General features: G+C 44.1%; 19 protein-coding genes. 3 read left to right on the top strand and 16 right to left on the bottom strand.

What is annotated here, in order from left to right:
- The first annotated feature begins 13 nt into the window (after positions 1-13).
- Complete coding sequence (locus AR334_RS03075) at positions 14-1,171, top strand: glycoside hydrolase family 18 protein (protein ID WP_066304768.1); 1,158 nt, start codon at positions 14-16, stop codon at positions 1,169-1,171.
- 49 nt (positions 1,172-1,220) lie between these two features.
- On the opposite strand, the gene AR334_RS03070 is transcribed toward AR334_RS03075, so the two are convergent.
- The 6 genes from AR334_RS03070 to AR334_RS03045 form a co-directional block, all read right to left on the bottom strand.
- Positions 1,221-2,825: an FAD-binding oxidoreductase gene (locus AR334_RS03070; protein ID WP_066304766.1), complete on the bottom strand. Its 1,605-nt coding sequence runs from the start codon at positions 2,823-2,825 to the stop codon at positions 1,221-1,223.
- A 6-nt stretch (positions 2,826-2,831) separates the two neighbouring features.
- Positions 2,832-3,248 (bottom strand): thioesterase family protein, encoded by a 417-nt coding sequence (locus AR334_RS03065; RefSeq protein WP_066304763.1) that lies wholly within the window; start codon positions 3,246-3,248, stop codon positions 2,832-2,834.
- Between the two features lie 10 nt (positions 3,249-3,258).
- The gene (locus tag AR334_RS03060) at positions 3,259-4,398 is read right to left on the bottom strand and encodes an iron-containing alcohol dehydrogenase (protein WP_066304759.1); all 1,140 of its coding nucleotides are present in this window, start codon (positions 4,396-4,398) and stop codon (positions 3,259-3,261) included.
- A gap of 112 nt (positions 4,399-4,510) precedes the next feature.
- Positions 4,511-5,563 (bottom strand): zinc-dependent alcohol dehydrogenase family protein, encoded by a 1,053-nt coding sequence (locus AR334_RS03055; RefSeq protein WP_066304758.1) that lies wholly within the window; start codon positions 5,561-5,563, stop codon positions 4,511-4,513.
- 92 nt (positions 5,564-5,655) lie between these two features.
- Positions 5,656-7,146 carry a class I adenylate-forming enzyme family protein gene (locus AR334_RS03050; protein WP_066304756.1) on the bottom strand — a complete coding sequence of 497 codons (1,491 nt, stop codon included), beginning with the start codon at positions 7,144-7,146 and terminating at the stop codon, positions 5,656-5,658.
- Between the two features lie 158 nt (positions 7,147-7,304).
- Positions 7,305-8,405 carry a metallophosphoesterase gene (locus AR334_RS03045; protein WP_066304753.1) on the bottom strand — a complete coding sequence of 367 codons (1,101 nt, stop codon included), beginning with the start codon at positions 8,403-8,405 and terminating at the stop codon, positions 7,305-7,307.
- A gap of 197 nt (positions 8,406-8,602) precedes the next feature.
- Between AR334_RS03045 and AR334_RS03040 the strand changes: the two genes are divergently transcribed.
- Positions 8,603-8,971: a hypothetical protein gene (locus AR334_RS03040; RefSeq protein WP_066304750.1), complete on the top strand. Its 369-nt coding sequence runs from the start codon at positions 8,603-8,605 to the stop codon at positions 8,969-8,971.
- A 61-nt stretch (positions 8,972-9,032) separates the two neighbouring features.
- On the opposite strand, the gene AR334_RS03035 is transcribed toward AR334_RS03040, so the two are convergent.
- Genes AR334_RS03035 through AR334_RS03025 form a run of 3 tightly spaced genes read right to left on the bottom strand, consistent with a single transcriptional unit; the run spans position 9,033 to position 10,935 of the window.
- Positions 9,033-9,812 (bottom strand): class III extradiol ring-cleavage dioxygenase, encoded by a 780-nt coding sequence (locus AR334_RS03035; protein WP_066304748.1) that lies wholly within the window; start codon positions 9,810-9,812, stop codon positions 9,033-9,035.
- A gap of 20 nt (positions 9,813-9,832) precedes the next feature.
- Positions 9,833-10,261, bottom strand: a complete 429-nt coding sequence (locus AR334_RS03030) for a DoxX family protein (RefSeq protein WP_066304746.1) — start codon at positions 10,259-10,261, stop codon at positions 9,833-9,835.
- 29 nt (positions 10,262-10,290) lie between these two features.
- On the bottom strand, positions 10,291-10,935 hold the full coding sequence (locus AR334_RS03025) for an alpha/beta hydrolase (protein ID WP_066304743.1): 645 nt from the start codon (positions 10,933-10,935) through the stop codon (positions 10,291-10,293).
- Positions 10,936-11,214: 279 nt separating this feature from the next.
- On the opposite strand from AR334_RS03025, the gene AR334_RS03020 reads away from it, so the two are divergent.
- Positions 11,215-11,754 carry a helix-turn-helix domain-containing protein gene (locus tag AR334_RS03020; protein ID WP_066304741.1) on the top strand — a complete coding sequence of 180 codons (540 nt, stop codon included), beginning with the start codon at positions 11,215-11,217 and terminating at the stop codon, positions 11,752-11,754.
- A gap of 38 nt (positions 11,755-11,792) precedes the next feature.
- Here AR334_RS03020 and AR334_RS03015 read toward each other — a convergent pair whose 3' ends face one another.
- The 7 genes from AR334_RS03015 to AR334_RS02985 all read right to left on the bottom strand — a co-directional run bounded on the left by AR334_RS03015 (position 11,793) and on the right by AR334_RS02985 (position 18,556).
- A complete protein-coding gene (locus AR334_RS03015) occupies positions 11,793-12,044 on the bottom strand; it encodes a hypothetical protein (RefSeq protein WP_066304739.1) in 252 nt (83 codons plus the stop codon).
- A 109-nt stretch (positions 12,045-12,153) separates the two neighbouring features.
- On the bottom strand, positions 12,154-12,429 hold the full coding sequence (locus AR334_RS03010) for a DUF1292 domain-containing protein (RefSeq protein WP_066304737.1): 276 nt from the start codon (positions 12,427-12,429) through the stop codon (positions 12,154-12,156).
- Positions 12,430-12,494: 65 nt separating this feature from the next.
- Positions 12,495-13,868, bottom strand: coding sequence for a nucleoside recognition domain-containing protein (locus tag AR334_RS03005; protein ID WP_066304736.1), 1,374 nt, complete (start codon positions 13,866-13,868; stop codon positions 12,495-12,497).
- A complete protein-coding gene (locus tag AR334_RS03000) occupies positions 13,865-14,560 on the bottom strand; it encodes a FeoB small GTPase domain-containing protein (protein WP_066304735.1) in 696 nt (231 codons plus the stop codon). The genes AR334_RS03005 and AR334_RS03000 overlap by 4 nt, the downstream gene beginning before the upstream one ends.
- On the bottom strand, positions 14,550-14,804 hold the full coding sequence (locus AR334_RS02995; RefSeq protein ID WP_066304733.1) for a FeoA domain-containing protein: 255 nt from the start codon (positions 14,802-14,804) through the stop codon (positions 14,550-14,552). The genes AR334_RS03000 and AR334_RS02995 overlap by 11 nt, the downstream gene beginning before the upstream one ends.
- 130 nt (positions 14,805-14,934) lie before the next feature.
- Positions 14,935-17,211: an ATP-dependent DNA helicase gene (locus tag AR334_RS02990; protein WP_066304731.1), complete on the bottom strand. Its 2,277-nt coding sequence runs from the start codon at positions 17,209-17,211 to the stop codon at positions 14,935-14,937.
- Between the two features lie 103 nt (positions 17,212-17,314).
- Positions 17,315-18,556, bottom strand: coding sequence for a glutamate-5-semialdehyde dehydrogenase (locus AR334_RS02985; protein WP_066304730.1), 1,242 nt, complete (start codon positions 18,554-18,556; stop codon positions 17,315-17,317).
- Between the last annotated feature and the right edge of the window lies 1 nt (position 18,557).

The raw sequence follows: 18,557 nt of genomic DNA, 5'->3' as shown, positions 1-18,557 counted from the left end.
GAGGAATGTGAAGGTGAAAAATAGAAAGCTCCTCCTGGCAACGGTAATATTGATTACCTTTATTGGAGGAATTATTACAGGCGTTTTAATTTCTGGCAACAGTTCAAATACTGTAAAAATAAAACAAGCATCAAAATCTAATATCCAACCTGCAGAAAAAGAAAAACCGGTAACAGATCAATCACAATCAAAAGTTTTGATTGGGTATGTACAGGATTTTCGTGACCCCAATGTGGTTGATTACGATAAATTAACACATGTGATATTTTCATTTGCTCATCCGACCAAGGATGGCGGTATGCTGCTTAATGGTGATTCTGCCCTAGGTAACTTGCGGAAAATGGTGGCAAACGCCAAAAAGCATGATACGAAAGCGATATTGGCGATTGGCGGCTGGTATCATATCAATGGCGGCGAATCCTATGATTATTTTAAAACGGCCATTTCAGACCCTGCATCACGTTCCAAACTAGTGAATGAGCTTGCTAGTTTCGCGGACCGGGAACAGCTTGACGGCATTGATGTAGATTTTGAACATCCCCGCAATGAGGCAGACGCGCAAAATTTGGCTGCTTTTGTAAAGGAATTAAGCGAGCAACTTCACCCGAAACATAAAGAAGTATCCGTTGCGGTATACTCCAAAATCCATGCCGTGACCCTAACAGAGGTTGGCTTTGTTCAATTTGACCCGTCCATGTTCCAATATGTGGACCATGTCAATATCATGGCCTATGACGGTCAATGGGATGACGGGTACAATGCTGCGAATTTGTCGCCATATCCGTATACGGAGGCTATTGTCAACTATTGGAGCAATCTCTTTGATACACTTCAGATTACGCGGGAAAAACTTGTCCTGGGTGTCCCGTTATATGCCCAGCCTGAAGACCCGAAAATTAAGCAGGTCTCCTTTGCGGCCATTATCGACCAAAATGAAGAGAATGCCGTAAACGATACCGTTAGTATTAACGGCACGACCTATCATTATAATGGCGAGACCACCATAAAAATGAAAACCAAATTGGCACTTGACCAAGGTTTCGGCGGGATGATGCTGTGGGAGGCCGGCCTTGATGCCCATGGACCGCATAGTTTGACGGCATCAATATTTGAAACGCTGAAGGATTCCGATAATGACTCTAACAAGAATTATTCATCGAAGAATAATTAAAGCGAAAAAGGCAGCACTCTTCACAAAAGAGTAGCTGCTTTTTTACTTTTTAATCTATTAATACTCCAGGATTCAAAATATAGTTGGGATCTAGTGTCTGTTTGACTGCCTGTAAAGCAGAGGCATACAAGGGTGGCCGCTGCTGGTCATACCAAGGACGGTGGTCACGTCCTACGGCATGATGATGCGTAATTGTTCCACCTAAATGAATAATAGCTTCCGACACAGCCGCCTTGATTTCATCCCACTGCTCCAGCTCGCTGCCTTTTTTGCCAAGTGCTTTTACTGTGTAATATGGAGCAGGGCCATCGGGATACACGTGAGTAATTCGGCATGTCACCCAGCCATTCAGTCCGGATATTTCCCGGATTGCCTTTTGGGCGGCCTCCATTACACCATTATGGAATTCCTCAAATCGGTTCCATGTAACAGCTGTTTCAAAGGTTTCTACAATCACACCTAAACCTACCATAACATCGCGAAGGTATGGCGCTTGAATAAATGCGTTTCGCCAAGTTTCCACTGCTCCTTCTCTTCTTATCGAGGAGTTTTGATTTGTTTTTATAGCATCCGGATGATAAGTACCTCCAAATTCTTTGCAGCACTCCAAGGCTCTTATCATCCAAATATCCAACAGATGGTCATGTGATTCAAAACCAAGCATTAAAACGGCGGATTGCCCGTCTCCTGCGCCAGAATCACCCGCTTCGCCTGGGTCAAGCAACCGGCAATTGGACGGATACAATCCTGATTGGCTCAGTCTTCTTACCGCCTTTACACCGGATTGAAAATCAGGAAACCGTACCGAAGCTGATGTTCGATGAATAGGGCGATCCTGAAGCCGTACCCATGCCTCAGTAATAATTCCTAGTGTTCCTTCCGAACCTATAAATAAACGGTCTGGACTTGGACCTGCACCGGAACCTGGCAATCTCCTCGTTTCTACCACTCCTTTTGGGGTAATGACCCGAAGTGACTCCACCAAATCATCAATGTGGGTGTGTAATGTAGCAAAATGTCCGCCAGCTCGCGTAGAAATCCATCCACCCAATGTAGAAAATTCAAAAGACTGGGGAAAGAAACGAAGCGATAGACCATATTCTTTTAACTGGCTTTCCATGGCTGGACCGCGAATTCCCGCTTGAATCTTAGCAGCGCGGGAGATTCCGTCCACTTCGAGCACCTGATTTAGGTTCCTTAAATCGATGGAAACGGCTCCGGAATATTGCTCCCCAATGACAGCCTCCACTCCCCCGACCACACTCGTTCCGCCGCCATAAATAATAGCTGCGGCATTTATTTGATTACACCAATCCAATATGTTTATTAAGTCCTCTTCCGTATGGGGAAACGCTACGATATCAGGAGCGTTTTTGAAGTCACGGCGAAAAGCCCGGACTACATCCCGATAGGATTTACCGTAAGTATGCGACAGTCTCTCAAAGGGGTCGGTTGAACAAAGATGTTGGAGTGTTTGCGGAATGGATAATCGTGCTGGATTTAACGGTATTTCTTCCATTGTCGGAGGCGGTGTGGTTCGCCATTCACTAACGCCAAACCGATGGGCCATCGCGGCTCCCACTTGTTTCTGAATTTGGGGAGACAATCCATCTTCATAGCCCCAACCCCAGAATTTCAATTTGCGAGGTGCCATTACCATTCACCCTTTCAGTTGTTCGGATTCATTTCGGTAGTCATGCTGTTGGAGCTCCTGTCTGATGTGGTCTGGGATACGTTCAGACTTTTGCGTTTGGAGATTAAAGTTGACATATAATGCTGTCCCTTTTGCACATAACCGCCCTTCTTGGTGAATTTCCTCGTACAGTTCCAGGCTGCTATTTCCGATTTTGTTTACCCATGTTCTGATTTCGACATTTTTTCCGAAATATATTTGTGCTACATATTCCACATTCATTTTTAAAATAATCATTTTCCAGTTTTGAAACGAATCGTCCGGAGTAAATAATTTAAATAATGGGTTCCTTCCGGCTTCGAACCAGATCGGAATGGTCGTATTGTTGATATGTCCAACACCGTCTGTCTCTGAAACTCTTGGTTCTATTATTGTTGAATACATAACTTCACCCTTATAAACCGTTATAGGCCATTTGATAAATTTGATAAATATCCTCTTTATGCAGCGGTTTCGGACTGCGCGCCAAGAGCCGCTTTTGCTTAATCGCATCCTCCGTTAAGCTGCTGAGCGCCGCCTCCGGAATTCCGTATTCCTTTAATGTGGTTGGCAAGCCCACATCTTCCACCAGTTTGTAAAAAATCTCTAAATAGTCCTGCTCCGACCACTTCATACCAAGGATGTCGCATACAGCAGTTAATTTTTCAGAACAACTGGATGAAATATAATCCATTACATAAGGAAGCAGCACAGCATTTGATTCGCCATGCGGAAGCTTAAATTGGCTCCCCAAAGGATATGCCAGCGCATGCACTCCGGCAACACCAGCATTAAAGAAGGCCAATCCTGCCAAATAGCTTCCGTAACTCATCGCTGTTCTTGCCTCTTGGTTTTCTCCATTTTCGACAGCTTGTTTTAAGGAGCTTCCGATTAACTCCACTGCCTTTATGGCCAAAGCATCGGTAGCTTCATTGGCGTTGACGGAAAGATAGGCTTCCACCGCATGGGTCAACGCGTCAATGCCGGTGGCTGCAGTGATCCTTTTAGGCACAGATACTGTTAATTGCGGGTCTACGATGGCGATATCGGCGAGTAAAAAGTCGTGGGTGACAACATCTTTGGTGCCTTCAAGTGAAACAACAGCGATATCGGTTACTTCGCTGCCTGTTCCAGACGTGGTCGGGAGCAGAATCTTGGGTACGCCTTGATTCCTTAGCTGCCTTTTACCGGTAAGATTTAAATAGTCAGTTACATTTCCATCATTCTTGGGGATTACTGCAGCTAATTTGGCCAAATCCAAAGCGCTGCCACCGCCAAGTCCGATCACTAGGTCAAATCCGCCGTTACGGGTAAAATCAACTAGTTTTTCGGCACAAGCTAGAGAAGGCTCGGGCTCCACATCGGTATAAACTCTTACCTGATAATTTTCATTCAGAGGTGATAAAAATCTATCTACCATACCGATTTTGACTAAAGTTTCATCCGTTACAATTAGAATTTTTTCAGGCTTTAGCTCCTGTAGCTCATTGATCAGTTTTTCTATGGAACCCCAACCGGTATACGACCGTTTTGGGAATCTCAAAGTCGCAATCATTTTCCTGCCCCCTTTTTACTTTCTTTGGATATTTATTTCAACAAGCATTCAAATATCCCTGCCATTTGCCAAAATAAATAGCCCGGCGATTGCCAGAGCTATTTTTAAAAAGTTAGTTGAATTTGGTGATGATATTAAACCCATATGTTTTGTAATGGGTCATATCGTTTAGGATGCTGTTCACATCATCTAAAGCCACTTCCCGGGATACAAGCGAGCGAGGATTCAATTTTCCTTGCGCAATCAACGTTAATAGCCCATCATACTCAGAGCGTGGATTGCCCAAGCTGCCGACTACTTCCAGCTCCATTGCGGTTATAACATCGATTGGCAGGCCGACAATACCAGCCTCTTTGTGTGTGGTTAAGCCAATTTGAACGTGGCGGCCGCCTTTTCTTAAACCAAGAACGGAATTTAGGATCGTTTCTTGAATCCCCAATGCTTCGATGGAGGCATGGGCCCCGCCTCTTGTGATTTCTTTAACGGCTTCGACAACATTGTCTTTGCGGGCGTTTACAGCAGCAACCGCCCCTTCCTTCATGGCCATTTCCAACTTGGTGTCATCGACATCAACGGCAATGACTTGTGCACCTACCGCATTGCCGACCTGCACCGCCGATAAGCCTACACCGCCAGCACCGTGAACGACGAGCCAGTTGCCAGGTTTCAAATGACTGCGGACTACTCCATGGTAGCCGGTCATATAGCGGCAGCCAATCGCCGCTGCCGTTACCGCATCGACTTCGTCGGGAAGCAGGACGAGATTGAAATCGCCGTTTGGAACTTTCACATACTCAGCATAGGCGCCATCATAGCCGAAGCCAAAGATTTGCAGATTATCACAACGGTTGGAATGGCCGCTTAAGCAATTGGAACAGTGTGAGCAGCCTTCATGGAACGGTGTGGTGACCCGGTCTCCCACGCGGAAATTCTTAACTTCTTTTCCGACTGCGGCAATCGTGCCCCCAAATTCATGGCCAGGAATAATCGGCAATTCCGGACTTAATCCAAGCCAGGCCCAATCGCCCATCCAAGCATGCCAGTCGCTTCGGCAAATACCGCTAGCTTCAATTTTTACAATCACATCATGCGGACCAGGCGTTGGATCGGCGACAGTCCCGATTCTTAGCGGCTGTCTGTGTTCAATGATTTGTGCAGCTCTCATTTATTTTCCCCCTTATTTGTTCTGTGAATGCTTCCTTCCTATTCCTATTCGTTGTCCATTTTGACTATGAGGAAATTCTTAAGGTTCATGTCCTATTTTTTTCTAAGAGGTGTTTTAAGAATTTTCCCGGTCGTCGTTTTTGGCAATTCTTTTAAAAAGTAGACTTTTCTCGGCACTTTATAATGGGCCAACTGCTGTTTACAGTAGCTGGTGATATCTTCAGGTGTCTTGGGTGATTTGGTCACTACGTAGGCAGCAACCTCTTCTCCGAACACCGGGTCTGCCTCTCCCACGACCGCACATTCGACAACATCAGGATTAGTGTAAAGAACTTCTTCGACTTCTCGTGGATACACGTTGTAGCCACCGCGAATAATCATATCCTTCTTGCGGTCAACAATGTACAAATATCCCTCTTCATCCCGCTTCCCAAGGTCACCGGTATAGAGCCAGCCGTCTTTGATCGTTTCCTTTGTCTCTATTTCCTTTTTATAATAGCCCTTCATGGCATTGGCACCCTTGAAGATGATCTCGCCAACCTCGCCGACAGGGACTTCCCGCCCATTCGGGTCCACTATTTTTAATTCAAGGCCAGGAAGCGGCACGCCGACCGATCCGTATTTTTTCGGAATATTGCTTGGATTGCAGCTGATCATCACGGTACTTTCGGTTTGCCCGTAGCCTTCACCGATTTCCACACCCATTTCGGCTTTCACTTTATCGATAATCTCTAACGGAAGGCTGGCGCCGCCAGAACCGGCGATTCTCAGACTGGTAAAATCCAAGTCTTGTATTTTTGGAGAGTGAACAAACATGGTGTACATGGTCGGTACACCTAGGAAGATGGTAATCTTGTTGTCAGAGAGTTTTTGGAGTATGTGGTCAGGGATAAAGCGTTCCTCCAGGTAAATTGTGCAGCCTTTTAACACGCACTGAAGCAAGCCCTGGAGCTTGGCATAGGCATGGAATAGCGGAAGGACGACAAGAACCCGGTCCTCCTTTGTTAATTCTAGAATGTACGCACTGGTTTTACTCATCCACTCCAGGTTTCCATGGGTAATCAAAGCGCCTTTTGGTTTGCCTGTCGTTCCGGAAGTGTAGATGATTTGGGCATTGTCGATTGGATCTTTTGGTTCAAGGGCGAAATGGCTCGGATTGCCATAGACCTCAGCCCACGGAGTAAATTGATCCGTTGGCGGCAGGGAGATGAAGTGTTTTACAGAAGACAAGTTATTCCGGGCTTTCTTTACCTCTTCCACCCCAAACTCATCAACAATAATGGCCATGGCATCCGAATCATTAAGAATATAGGTAATTTCCTGTTCTTTAAAGGTGGGGTTTATCGGAACGACCGTAGCGCCGATGGCTAGCAGCGAAAAATAGACAATCGCATAATCGGGCTTATTGGCCATCATCAGGGCGACATGGGAACGGTTTGTAATCCCATGTTTTCTGAGCCCCACGGCCTTTTCCCTTACTCTCTCTGCAAATTCGTAGTAAGTAATGCTCTCATTTCGAAAAATCATGGCTGGATGCTCGGGTAACTCCCGAGCCGTTTCTAGTAAAATTTCACTAATATTCACTCCATCTACCCCTTTCAACTATCAAACTAATTTTGCAATAGGCATATAGACAAATTGTATGCGCTTACATTATAAACTATGAAATAGACTGGGTACTTTTATAGTTTAGATTAGATAAAAGAACCAATTCGGAGTTCCTGACTCCAAATTGGTTCTTATTATTTAAACGTTATTTTTATTTGCACAATTTCCGCCTGTGTTCCGATTCTTAGCGGTGTGCCCCAGAATCCATACCCGGATGATACTATTGAATGCATTTGGCCTTTTTTAAGATAGCCAAAATCATTTTCAAAAAGCATGTCTGTTACCAGATTGCCAGGTGCCATTTGTCCGCGATGAGTATGGCCAGATACCATCAGGTCTACGCCATTCTTTTCGGCAATGTCCAAATCGTATGGCTGATGGTCGAGCAGAATGACCGGTTTTGTTTTGTCGACTTGCTTCATTAAATCCGCAAGCTTTAAGCGTACGACATCTTGGTACCCACGGTCTTTCCTGCCTACCAGTGTAATCCCGTTATCCAATACGGTAACCTCATCTGCAAGAAGTTTCATCCCGCTGTTATTAAAAATGTTCACAAGGTCCACATCTGGGGCCTCGCGATCATGATTTCCAAAAGAAGCATAAACCGGAGCTTCGATTTCCTTTATAATGTCCGGAATCCCTTTCCGCAAGAACGGGCCGATGTCATCATCAATAATATCCCCAGGGAACAAAACCAGGTCAGGTTTCAAGGCATTTATTTCTCGAACGAGATTCCTGGCATGACTGGCCCCAGACATTTCACTAAAATGCATATCCGACGCCATAACAATATTGATAGATTTAGCCCCTTCGACCTGTTTGGGTATGGTGATTTGATAGGTGTTGACAACCGGTGTAAAGGCATTATAAATCCCTAATACAAATAACCCAATAATGATAATAATTGTAGAAAAACCTGCCCATTTTTTCGCACTCTCTTTTGGAACACGTGTAAACCTGGTCAGAAAAACGAATAGATTAACAAATGGAAGGAGCAAAACTAGATAGAAAAATAATCCAAGCCAAATGCCGCCTAGCCACGTTAACACTGGAAAGTCGTCCAAGAAGCGGGCGAACACAAAAGAGTAAGCAAATAGAATCAGAACTAACCAATATGTATATTTTATTCTTTTCCGCTCACCGATGATGGTCTGAATCCAATTCCAGCCGTTCCAGCCGATATAGAACAACACTAAATTATAGACTAACAATACTACTGCGAAAAAAAATCCCACCAATATTTCCCCTCTTCACACTCAAGATGCTTAATTTTATTAGAACGTATTTTTCCAGAAATGACAACAATTTGGTTTCTTGTCACGATTCTGTCATAAATACTGGCAATTGTCGAATAATTTTCCAATGTTTCTGCAGGAATCTGTCGAAAAAGAATGTAATATAGTAGATGAGTCTAAAAGAGGAGGAGAAAAGTATGAAGAAAAAAATTATGGCTCTACTATTCGGTGGGGCAATGGCGTTTTCATTGTTTGCTGCATCCGGGAATCCAGTACAAGCAGCCGAAGATCCGGACTGTGAATGTCACAATGTAACACCAATTTTTGGAGCTGAAAAGAACAAAATTATTGCAAATGTAATCAGTAGTCAGGAATTTAAAGATATGAAACTTGCTGTCATTAAAGACGGTGATACCTGGAGAGGTGTAAAAGGCACCGAGGTGATGGTCAATAATTATTATGGATTTACTATTGTAGGAATTCCATATTTAAGCCAGGATGGAACAGCTATGATGGCAGTATTTATTGATGGAAAATATATGGGTTCTTCACCTAAGGATTCATAGGAAATATTGATAACAATATTAAACAAGCCTTGCAGCTGAATAACTGCAAGGCTTTTTCTTCTTATCCAAACTGCCAAACACTATGTGTTAGGCTTCCATACCGGAAACTGCGGTGCAGCAATGTAGCTTTCTTTACATCATCCGCTGCCCCCATCGCGTAAAAAAGCGGGATAAAATGCTCGTTCCCGTATGGTGGGACAGCGTATGCTGCATTTGGAGCAAGGGTGTCGTATTTGAAGAGTGAATCCAAATCCCAAGTTTGTAAATGGTGGGCAAGCCAATCCTCAAATTCAAGCGCCCATGGGAATACTTCGCCGTTGTCAGCCCAGTTTAACGCTCTTAGGTTGTGCGAAGTGCCTCCGCTTCCGATTATCAAAATATCGTTAGCTCTTAACGCCGACAATGATTTACCGATTTTATACTGTTCCTCGGGTGTTAGATTTGGATTGACCGACATCGCAATTACCGGAACATCGGCATTCGGGTATAACATCCGGAGAACAACCCAGGCACCGTGATCCAAGCCACGGCCTGTTTCAACCTGGTACTGAACTTCATTAGCCTCGAATAAGTCCTTTATTTCTTGAGAAACCCCATGATCGCCTTTTGCTGGGTATTGAATCGTGTACAATTCCTGCGGGAAGCCGCCAAAATCATAAATGGTGCTGTACTCATCCACTTCACTGACCTTTTGCTGGCGTGATTCCCAGTGAGCAGAGAACACGACGATCGCTTTTGGCCGTGGCAAATTCTGTCCCACTTCATTTAAGAATTGAGTGTATTCATTGTTTTCAATCGCCAGTAATGGCGAACCATGAGCGATAAATAATGATGGAAGCATGTTACGTCCTCCTTTTCGATTTAAGCTGCTTTTTTTACATGAGATTCATTTTTATCTTTTTTGAAAAATAATGAATCAAGTGCAAACATCTTGCTGCCAGTGATCGCAATAACCAACGCCATTGCAGCCAACGCCAAATCCAATTCATAACCGGCACCTTGGCCATTGCCTAAAAAGCCGCCGGCTAGTTTCGCACTAAAAGTTGCTCCGAGCATTAATAGAACAAATAACGCGGATACAACTCTGCTCCCAAATCCGACAATTAATGCGATTCCTCCAACTAGTTCTAACAAAGCAACAGCATAAGCCAAGAATCCTGGCAGTCCGATGCTGTCAAACCAGCCAACGATATTTTCAATTCCGCCTTGGAATTTCACTAATCCGTGAACAAAGAATGTTACTCCTAAAACTAAACGTAAAATTAATGTACTTGCTTCGATTTTTTTCATGATTTTTCTTCTCTCCCTAATATTTTTATTTATTTTGTTAAATCATCCAATAACCAGTTAGTAAAATCCTGATAGTTACTTAATGAAACGGTATGGCCAGCCTGATACGGATGAAAGGATACCTTCGCTCCGATGCTTTTATAGTATTGATCACTTTCAACACCCCACTGAAAAGGAAGGACCGGGTCCATTTCACCGTGAGATATAAAAATAGAAAGCTTATCAACAGGCTGCAAATCATATTCTTCTTTTACAAAACCAGGAATGTAGCCGCTTAGAGCAATAATACCTCGAATCCGATTCCCTAGTACCAATCCCAAGGTCATCGATAGAATCGCCCCTTGGCTGAACCCAAGCAGGTAAAGCCGCTTCAAATTAATTGGATATTGTTCGCAGGCAAAATCAATAAAACTGGCTAGCTTGCCGACAGTATCGTCAAATACCTCACGATGGGGTTTACCAAACCCCTCAATCGTGAAAAAAGCAAAACCTGGCGGCTGTGGAATAGGTCCGCGAATACTAAAAATAAAAAATTGCTTTTCCAAGCCGGCTGTTAATGACAGCAAATCTTGTTCGTTACTTCCCATACCATGCAGTAAGAATAGTGCCGGATAGGTCTTATTCGGTTCAATCTGATCGGGTTTGCGGAGCTCATATATCATTGGCGCATTCATTCCCATCACTCCTTGTGGAACATTTCATCTATTTCACATTAATAGATTGGCTCATTTTCAAAATACTACTTACTTTTACAAAAACACCACCTTTTTATTTTTTATAAATAAAAAAGATTCATATTAGAAAACTTAATGACAAAAAATAAAACCATCTTTGTTTTCAAATATGAACTTTTGTTGTCTATAACATAACAAGAAGTTCACTAGCTTGTCAATTGTTTTTTTGCTAATATAGAATTATGTTTTGTATAATGAAACCTAAAGAGGTGGATTACCATGGATATCGGATCAAAAATTCGCGCCATACGAAACCGAAAAAAAATAACGATCGCCCAAATGTGTGAAGGCACTGGACTATCGAAAGGATTTGTCAGCAATGTCGAGAACAACAACACCTCACCATCGATTAGTACATTGCAAACCATTGCCAACTTTTTAGACGTGCCATTGCCGTATTTGCTGCTAGAGAAAAAAGAGCATATGAAGGTTGTGAAAAAAAGCGAACGGACCTATTCGACCTTTAACAGCCTAAAAGTGGAACATATCTCATCGAAGGGCGGACTAAGGATGATGAGCGTCGAGTTTCCCCCAGGCGCTTGTATTGGCGAAGCCCATTCGCATGAAGGAATAGAAAGTCATTTGGTCTTGGAAGGGAAAGTATGGGCCCAACAAGGCGAGGACTCCTTTACTTTGGAGGAGGGAGATTCGTTCAGTTGGAATGCCTGTGTTCCGCATACAGTGAAAAATATTGGTGATACAAAAGCGGTCGTTTTAATTGCTGTTTATTCCGACAGCGAACTTAGTGATTTATTTTAACAAAAAAGAGAGGGCCAGTATTTACACCCTCTCTTAAGCTAACTTATATGTTCTTCATTATTTTCTGCTGTATTAATTAATGCTCGTTTATTTGGAACTTTCGTCAAGTTTGATCTCTTAAGCAGGTAATTGAGGTGTTCCACGGGCATTGAACCGTATCCCTTGTCTTCCCCAAGCGTAAACTGAACGGTTACGCCATTATTGGAAATGACCGTCAACGATTCAGCAGAGTTAAAGTTTCCTTGAATACCCTGAGAAATTTGAAACTTGGTACCTTCTTCAATCGGCATTTCGTCTTTCCTCCATTGTTTTACTCCCTAACAGTATACCATTAATCAAATTATTCATACATAATTTTACCAGCGAAAAAAAGAGAGGCAATTATTTGCCCCTCCGTTGTTATTCTTCACCTTCCGCATCCATCATTTCATCAAAAGCTTTGGTGACCTTATCGAATTCGTCATCATTTTCGATCTCTGAAAGACTGCCATCCTCCTCTGCTTTTAAGAAAAAGATATCGATGTCTTCCTCATTTTCTTCCTGAATGTCCTCAACAAATGCGACTACAGCGTATTCCGCTCCTTCGACCTTTAAGACACCGAGTACCTCTACTTCTTGCTCTTCACCGTTTTCGTCATTTAGCGTATATATTTCGCCTGCTTCAATTTTGCTCATCTTCGGTCTCCTCCCGATTAAAAAAATTCATTCCTATACAGTATTTCATAAAAGGGGCCATTTAATCAAATTAACCCTAACATTCTTACTGTTTGGGTAATGATGAACGGGACGAGAATCGCGATAACCGTTGGAATCAAGAACGATAGAAATGTCCACTTTTTACTCTTTGTTTCTTTGTAAATATTGAGCATGGTTGTGCCGCATGGATAATGGAGAAGCGAAAACAGCATCATATTTAAGGCAGTAAGCCAGGTCCAGCCGTGGTCTAGAAAGATTTTTTTCAAATCAATCAGACTGTCAACCTCTGTCAGCGAACCAGTGGATAAATAGCCCATTAACAAAATCGGCAGTACGATCTCATTCGCAGGCAGCCCCAAAATAAACGCGATCATAATATATCCGTCTAATCCTAACAGTTTCCCAAACGGGTCCAAAAACTGCACCGCATGCATTAAAATACTTGTGTCGCCGATGTTGATATTGGCGAACACCCAGGTCAAAATCGCTGCTGGTGCCGCTACTTTTACAGCCCTAACCAAGACGGACCAAGATTTTGTTAATGAAGACCGAACGACAGTATCAAATATTTTGGGCCTGCGGTATGGCGGGAGCTCCAGCGTATAATGGCTCGGCACTCCTCTTAATGCCGTCTTTGAAAGCACCCAAGAAACAAAGAAGGTAACAATGATGCCAAACAGGACTATTCCCACCAGGACCCCGGTTGTCACGAGCGACTTGAAGGCACCTGTAAAACCTGCACCCATAAATAATGTTGCAAATACAATCAATGTTCCCCAGCGGCCGTTGCAAGGAACGAAGTTATTGGTCAAAATCGCCAGCATTCGTTCCCGGGGCGATTCGATAATTCGTGTGGAAATGACCGCGGCGGCATTGCAGCCAAACCCCATTGCCATCGTCAGCGACTGCTTCCCGTGTGCCCCAACCTTTTTAAACAAGCGGTCCATATTGAAAGCGACCCGCGGCAGATAGCCATAATTCTCCAACAGCGCAAATGTCGGAAAAAAGATGGCCATCGGCGGCAGCATGACGCTGATCACCCAGGTTGTACCCCGATACAAACCTAGTACAAGCATGCCATGGAGCCATTCCGGTGCATGAACCAAAGTAAATAAGCTGGTTATATATTTTTCCAACGAACCGAAAAAATCCGCCAGCATCGAAGAGGGAATATTGGCCCCAGCAATCGTGATATAAAAAACAATTCCCAGCATCGCCAGCATGATGGGAAAGCCAAATATCGGCGATGTAAAAATGGCATCAAGTTTTTCCGTCCTGGTATCCCGTTTTGTTTTTGTGTAGGAGACGCCCTCCTGGCATAGCTTGTTACTTCGTTCATAAAGCTGCTGGACGATATCATCTCTCATTTTTGTGGTCGATAGTTGCTGCGCTTCCGCATAAAGCTGTTGAATATTCATCCCGACACCCCTTCAGGTACAAATCTCTTCGCCAATTCCGTCAATAACGCCTCATCCCCGTCAAGCAAACGCAGCGATATCCACCTAGCCGAAATCCGGTCGCCGACCATCTCGCGCACTTTTGGCTCGATCTTACCGATTTGCGCTTCGATTTCTGGCGAATACTGCATTTGTGTCGGGTGGCATTCAATTTCCCCTGTGACAATTCGGTCAATCGTATCAAGCAATACCGGAAACCCTTGCTTATTTCGTGCCGAAATTTTTACGACCGGCACACCCAAGCGGTTCATCAGCAACCGCTCATTAATTCTGATTCCCTGTTTTTCCGCTTCATCAATCAGGTTAATACAGACAATCACGTTTTTTGTCATTTCCAGAACCTGCAGGGCTAGATTGAAGTTTCGCTCCAATGAAGTGGCATCCAACACCACAAGGGTGACATCCGGTTTTTCAAACACAATGTAATTACGGGCCACTTCCTCATCCTTGGAATTCGAAAACAGCGAATAGGTGCCCGGAAGGTCGATGAAATGAAAGGTTTTATTTTTAAAAGAAACACTGCCTTGAGCAAGGGAGACGGTTTTCCCGGCCCAGTTGCCGGTATGCTGCCGTAAGCCTGTTAACGCATTGAACAACGTGCTTTTTCCCGTATTTGGGTTCCCTGTTAAGGCAATCCGATATTCATTCCCCATTAGCAACCAGCTCCCCTTCCATTTTTTCACTTTCCTCTTTTCTTAAGGCAATTGTCGTTTGCGCGACCCGGAAAGCGATCGGGTCTCCCAGCGGGCTTTTTCGGACAACCTCGACCACTGCACCCGCAACAAACCCCAAATCCAATAATCTTCTTCTCATCACTCCATCAAGGTTGATGGAGGTAATTTTTATTAAGTTTCCTTTTTGTCCATTTGCCAGTTTGATAATATTAGGTTGAGCCATCTCTCTTGCCCTCTTTTCAAAGTTTTTACCTAATGCAACTTTTTATTAATTATATGATAAAAATTCTGAAATTGTCATCCAAAATGCAAAAAATTATAAAAAAATAAGCACACCCAATTTTAGATGTGCTCTAGATTACTGTATAATTGCTCCATTCTTCAGGAAGCAGGGCGTGATAAGGCTGCTTTAGGAAACGGTCATCAATCAGGACGATGGTCCCCCTGTCCGTCTCCGAACGAATCAGCCTCCCGCCCGCCTGCAAAACTTTGTTCATGCCGGGATAAATGTAGGCGTAGTTGTAGCCGTTTTTATCGTTTTTATTAAAATGGTCTTTTATCAGATCTCGTTCAAAACAAATTTGCGGCAAGCCGACACCGACAACCATGACCCCATTTAAGCGGTCGCCCTTCAAATCAATCCCTTCGGAAAAAATACCGCCAAGGACGGCGAAACCGAGTAAAGTGTCCGTTGAATCAGGCTGGAATTCCTTTAAGAACACCTCGCGGTCAGGTTCAGTCATTCCCTGTGACTGTACCAGTGTATTTGTCTCGGAATCCTGTTGCTTGAACAGTTCGTATACTGTTAGCAGGTACTGATACGATGGGAAAAAGATCAGCCAGTTTCCGGGATTGTTTTTGATGAATGTTCGGATGGCTGCGACGATTTCCCCCTTTGTATTTTCCCGGTCCCGGTAGCGGGTAGACAACGGCTTGAGGTAAACATCGGTCTGTTCTTTGGAAAAAGGAGATGGAATCATAATGGCAAAGTCATCTTCATTCCCGCCGACAACGTCTCGATAATAGGTCATCGGCGACAGTGTTGCTGAAAAAAATACTTTTGACCGAAAGCTCTTCCCCATCTGTTTTAACAGTTGTGATGGATCAATGCAGAATAGCTTAAGAGTAAAATCATTTTTATGTTTCTCTCCATACATTACGAAATGGTCATCGAGCAATTCTGCGATTTTTAAAAAGCTTTGGACAGTAAAGTACGAATCAAGTAGATTGGCATGGGGCCCGGTCTTAAGCAGTGGTTCGGCCGTTTCAATAAATTCATGGAGCAGTTCTATTAAACCTTCATCAAGCGTTTCGATGACAAATTCATTCTTATTGGGATGTTCTTTTTTTAACGATATAAACCATGAGTTAACCTTTCCGGCTGCTTCATAGACTGGCTTGTTAATTCCTTTGTATTCCTTTTTAAGCTGCAGGAACACATCTTTGCTGATGGAGGCCGAAAACATTTCTCGGCCGCGGTCGACCAAGTTATGGGCCTCATCCACCAGTAAGACAGTGGACTTCTTTTGCTCCTCAAACAGACGCTTCAGTGAGACCTGTGGGTCGAAAATGTAATTATAATCGCAAATGACGGCATCAACGGCATAGGCAAGGTCAAGCGAGTATTCAAACGGGCAGACCTTATGTTTGAGGGCATACCTCTCGATCACTTCACGGGTAAGCCCCTGTTCATTGGCCAAAATGTCCAGGACAGCCCCGTTAATTCGATCATAATAGCCATTAGCAAACTCACAATATTCTTTTTGGCAATTGGTTTCGTCTTTAAAACACACCTTATCTTTTGCCGTAATGGTAACCGACTTTAAACAAAGGCCGCAGGCGCGCATTCGGTCCAATGCTTCCTCTGCCGTTGTCCTGGTAATCGTTTTCGCCGTAAGATAGAAAATGCGGGTAATCTCGCCCTCGCCAATCGCTTTTACTGATGGAAACAGCGTAGATATGGTTTTGCCGATTCCGGTCGGGGCTTTTGCAAACAAATTCTTTCTGTCTGTCATGGTCTTGTAAACCGCTCCTGCCAGTTGCCGCTGCCCGTTTCGATAAGAAGGGAACGGAAAGGCAAGTTCTTTGGCGGATGCATTGCGGTTTGCGATATGCTCTAGTTGAAGCCGGGCATAGGGTGCGTAAGTTTTAATTACTTCATTTATGAAACCTTCCAGTTGCGATAACGTGAACTTCCTTTTATAGTATTTTTTCTGGTCGGATTCCGTATGGACGTAAGTGAGCTGGACAAAAATGTCCTGCAACTGGTGTTCACGGGCATAGATATAGGCGTAAACCTTTGCCTGGGCCCAGTGAACGGGATAGCCCTTCCCCTCTAACTGCTCTAAGGCTTGAGAGAAAGACTTGATTTCATCGATTGTGACTTCACCGTCTTCAAAAAGCAGCCCATCACAACGGCCGTCAATGACAAAGTTCATCCCGTCAAAAGGAATTTCCACGCTTAGATAGACTTCTTTTTGATCCCCATCTTTATAGGTTTTCTGGATTTTTTGATGGGCCCTTGTTCCATCCACAAGTGTGGATTGCGGCCGGAAACGCGAATCAATGCTGCCGCTGGAATAAACAAATTCAACTAGGGTCCGTACCGAAATTTGTATGTCAGACATTATAATATCAACTCAGTTCGCGAGAATATATGTTCTATTATAGCAAAAATAATATAACTCAGTCGTTTATTTGCCAAAAGAAAAAAACTCCCCATAAAGAGGAGTTCTATCCGCGAATTTGCCCTGTGCCTCGGACAATCGCTTTTGTAGTCGTAATTGCTTTCAGACCCATTGGACCGCGGGCATGGAGCTTTTGCGTGCTGATGCCGATTTCAGCACCATAGCCAAATTGTTCCCCGTCAGTAAATCTCGTAGACGCATTATGATACAGCACCGCTGCGTCCACCGCCTGGAAAAATAACGAGACATTTTCATCATTTTCAGAAATAATCGCTTCGGAATGCTTCGTTCCATATTGATCAATATGCTCAACCGCCCCTTTAACATCTCCAACAGTCTTTACCGCCAAAACCGGCGCTAAAAATTCTGTCCCCCAGTCTTCTTCCGTAGCCTGTTTGACAAATGAGAATTCATCACACAAAGCATCATCCCCGCGGAGTTCCACACCACTAAGATGAAGTTCGTTCAATAACTCAGAAGTATGAGCCCAGTTTTCGTGAATTAACACCGTTTCCACCGCGTTACAAACCGAAGGCCGCTGTAATTTTGCATTTAGCACAATCGGAATCGCCATCTCTTTTTTCCCAGATTCATCAATAAAGATATGGCAGTTTCCAACCCCCGTTTCCAATACAGGAACAGTCGCATTCTGCACCACCGACTGGATTAAACCCGCCCCGCCGCGCGGAATCAGCACATCCAGATATTGATTCAATCGGAACATTTCCGAGGCCGTTTCGCGGCTTGTATCCTCCAAAAGCTGGACTGCATCCGACGGAATCGCCGTTTCTTCCAGTGCGGCACGCATCACCGTTACAAGTGCTTTATTGGAGGTCAACGCTGAGGTACTGCCACGTAACAGCACGGCATTGCCTGCCTTCAAACAAAGGGTCGCCGCATCAACCGTCACGTTCGGCCTTGCCTCATACACCATTCCAATCACCCCAAGCGGAACTCGGACGGTTTCAATTTGCAGGCCATTTGGGCGGTCCCAAGCTTCAATCCTTTCGCCAATCGGATCTTCAAGTTCCATAACCTGATAGATTCCATCAACAATTTGATTAATCCTGTCAGAGGTCAACAGCAGGCGGTCCAGCAGTGATGCTGATAAACCGTTAGCTTTACCTACTGAAATATCTTTCTGATTTTCCCCTAAAATGTACTCCTTTTCCGCCGATATCCGCTTCGCCATCCCCGCGAGCGCCTCGTTTTTTTCAACGCTGGACAGCATCCCCAGTCTTTTTGATGCCGCCTTCAATTTTTTCGCCTTTGATAGCAATTCCGTCATG

The organism is Bacillus sp. FJAT-29814 (assembly GCF_001510715.1).
Lineage (GTDB): Bacteria > Bacillota > Bacilli > Bacillales > Cytobacillaceae > Neobacillus.
The sequence above is the reverse complement of the archived record's forward strand: the minus strand, read 5'-3'. Positions and strand labels throughout refer to the sequence as shown.

Coding starts and splice junctions, on each gene's coding strand:
- AR334_RS03015 (WP_066304739.1), bottom strand. CDS start 12,044: ATGCCGATTGAAGAAGGTACCAAGTTTCAAATTTCTCAGGGTATTCAA.
- AR334_RS03040 (WP_066304750.1), top strand. CDS start 8,603: ATGAAGAAAAAAATTATGGCTCTACTATTCGGTGGGGCAATGGCGTTT.
- AR334_RS03030 (WP_066304746.1), bottom strand. CDS start 10,261: ATGAAAAAAATCGAAGCAAGTACATTAATTTTACGTTTAGTTTTAGGA.
- AR334_RS03020 (WP_066304741.1), top strand. CDS start 11,215: ATGGATATCGGATCAAAAATTCGCGCCATACGAAACCGAAAAAAAATA.
- AR334_RS03060 (WP_066304759.1), bottom strand. CDS start 4,398: ATGATTGCGACTTTGAGATTCCCAAAACGGTCGTATACCGGTTGGGGT.
- AR334_RS03065 (WP_066304763.1), bottom strand. CDS start 3,248: ATGTATTCAACAATAATAGAACCAAGAGTTTCAGAGACAGACGGTGTT.
- AR334_RS03010 (WP_066304737.1), bottom strand. CDS start 12,429: ATGAGCAAAATTGAAGCAGGCGAAATATATACGCTAAATGACGAAAAC.
- AR334_RS03035 (WP_066304748.1), bottom strand. CDS start 9,812: ATGCTTCCATCATTATTTATCGCTCATGGTTCGCCATTACTGGCGATT.
- AR334_RS03025 (WP_066304743.1), bottom strand. CDS start 10,935: ATGAATGCGCCAATGATATATGAGCTCCGCAAACCCGATCAGATTGAA.
- AR334_RS03055 (WP_066304758.1), bottom strand. CDS start 5,563: ATGAGAGCTGCACAAATCATTGAACACAGACAGCCGCTAAGAATCGGG.
- AR334_RS03000 (WP_066304735.1), bottom strand. CDS start 14,560: ATGGGGAATGAATATCGGATTGCCTTAACAGGGAACCCAAATACGGGA.
- AR334_RS03005 (WP_066304736.1), bottom strand. CDS start 13,868: ATGAATATTCAACAGCTTTATGCGGAAGCGCAGCAACTATCGACCACA.
- AR334_RS03070 (WP_066304766.1), bottom strand. CDS start 2,825: ATGGCACCTCGCAAATTGAAATTCTGGGGTTGGGGCTATGAAGATGGA.
- AR334_RS02985 (WP_066304730.1), bottom strand. CDS start 18,556: ATGACGGAATTGCTATCAAAGGCGAAAAAATTGAAGGCGGCATCAAAA.
- AR334_RS02995 (WP_066304733.1), bottom strand. CDS start 14,804: ATGGCTCAACCTAATATTATCAAACTGGCAAATGGACAAAAAGGAAAC.